Below are 2,296 nucleotides of genomic sequence, written 5' to 3' on the forward strand. Positions count from 1 at the left end.
GCGACATCGTGGGCTCTGGCCCTGGACGCAACTGGGCGCACGTAAATAGCGTGGATTATGATCCAAGCGACGATAGCATCATCATCTCCAGCCGCCACCAAGACGCCGTCATCAAGATCGGCCGCGACAAAAAAGTCAAATGGATAATGGGCGCACACAAGGGCTGGAAAGATCAGTTTAAGGGCTACTTGCTCCAGCCTGTAGATAAAGACGGCAAAAAGATCGTCTGCGAGGACGAATACTCAAAATGCCCGGGATATGAGAGCGAGAAAGGCGGATTTGACTGGCAGTGGACGCAGCATACGGCATTTCGCATAGATAGCAAGTCCAAAAAGGGCGTCGTTTATCTCACCGTCTTTGACAACGGCGATACTCGCGGCATGGAGCAGCCTGCGATGGCGGGTATGAAATACTCCCGCGCGGTCGTCTATAAAATCGACGAAAAAAATAAAACCGTCGAGCAGGTCTGGGAATACGGCAAACAGCGCGGCAGCGAGTGGTACAGTTCGGTTACTTCGCTAGCGCAGTATCAAGACGACCTAGATAGCGTGATGGTTTACTCAGCGGTTGCGGGCATGCAGTTTGACATCGCCAAAGGCCGCCCGGTCGGTGTGCCTAGCCCTCACATCAACGAGTTTGAGTGGGGCGCAAAAGAGCCGTCAATCGAAATCAAAATGACCAACGCGATGGGCTATCAGGCGTTTCCGTTTAGCCTAGAAAAGGCGTTTGAGAAGTAAGATTTAAAATTTAGCGGCCGTATTTTAAGTGCGGCCGTTTTTGTTTTAGATTATGGTCAAATTCTGCACATCTACTCGATAGAATTTCATCCGAATTTGGCAAATTTTATCCCTCGGTGCGGCAAAATTTAGCCGAAAACATAGCTCTTTATTCTAGATAAAATTTAATCATGCGGATTTGCGATTTCGTGCTCCGCTTTTGCTATAATTTCACTCTGTTAAAAATTAATAAGCGGTTATTTCGATTATAGATAAGGTAGCGCATGGTTTTGGATGAAATTTGTATGCCGCTTGAGGGCGGGGGACGACGGGTATTAGGTTAATGCGCTCAAAGGATATCCGTGCGGCAAGGCGGCGCAGCAAAGGAGAAATAGTGGAAAAATCCAGAAAAAAGGAACTCAAAAAGCTCGCAGCGCAGCGGCAGCGAGATGCATTTGAAAAGAGCCTGCCGATGAGTAGGGCGGAGTTTGAGCGGCTATTTGAGTTCCTAGACGAGGGCTTGGCGCATCGTGGCTGCGACGGTACGCATAGCCTCACGTTGGAGTTTTTGCGAGCTCGGCGCGCGCCGAATGAGACGGCGGTCCTAGACTTTTGCGAGCAAAACGGCGGGGATTGCGATTACGAAGTTTTAAATAACGTGCAGGATCGCTTCGAATTTTAAGGCGCCGCACCGTGGAGAGACCCTGCACCGTAAGCGTCATTTCAAAGAGGCGGTGCGTGAAATTTATTAAATTTCAGCGGCATAAGGGCGCAAGAGGAGGACTAAAGCAGCGTTTGCGGTGCGAACTACCGCCGCGTAACGTGAATTTACGCCGTAAAGATAAAATTTGACGCGGCAGATACGAGGCTTAGAGCGCTAAATACGCCGCGGATGTAGTCGGGCGTGCAATCGCAAGTCTCGGCGATCCGTTCGTAAATTGCGCTGCCATCGATGCACGAGCGAATTTAAAAGTTGCGAGCGTCGGTTCTGCCCAATGAGCTAAATTCTGCCGCCGTGCAATAAGCACAAAGCCCACCGTGCCGAGCACGCGGGCCCTTTGTAGATTAACGCTCTAGTTTTTAAAATTTTACGTAAAAGGCGGGCGGCCTTCCGTCAAAACGGCAATTAAAACTGGGCTTGCATAGACTTAAGAGCAGTTCTTGCTCGCTTAATTTGACGATACGAGATAGCGCGGAGGTTTCGTAGTCTGCCCTCTTAAATTTTACCGTGGTACGCGCCAGGCGGCAGATACGGTGCTATACGTTCTCATTAAGCGAGCTTGCCGCGGAATACTTTTCTATGCACAAATGGGTTTGTCACAAGATATGAGAGCTTATGCCGAAGTGTTTTGCGCGCAAGAGGACTTTATCGCCGCGCCGCATTTCGTAAATTTTATCCGCGCGGCGTTTAAATTTAGCTCAGAATTTCTCCGATAAAGAACAGTGCCGACATCGAAAATGTGCAGAGCGCAACGACCTTTAGCTGTCCGTCGAAGTCGCGGCACTCCCGCACTTTCGATACGAAAAATAGGGGCCGAATAAGCGGCACAAAGCTAGCTATGTAGAGTAATTTTATGCCC

Annotated in this window: 2 protein-coding genes; both read left to right on the forward strand. The window is 49.7% G+C overall.

The genetic code is table 11. The features are described 5' to 3' along the window. The coding region (locus Q0438_RS10875; protein WP_299190816.1) for an aryl-sulfate sulfotransferase at positions 1 to 737 on the forward strand (737 nt) is incomplete at its 5' end. A 373-nt stretch (positions 738 to 1,110) separates the two neighbouring features. Beyond that, positions 1,111 to 1,398, forward strand: a complete 288-nt coding sequence (locus Q0438_RS10880) for a DUF2695 domain-containing protein (protein WP_299190818.1) — start codon at positions 1,111 to 1,113, stop codon at positions 1,396 to 1,398. Positions 1,399 to 2,296 lie beyond the last annotated feature (898 nt).

This window comes from uncultured Campylobacter sp. (genome assembly GCF_938030785.1).
Lineage (GTDB): Bacteria > Campylobacterota > Campylobacteria > Campylobacterales > Campylobacteraceae > Campylobacter_B.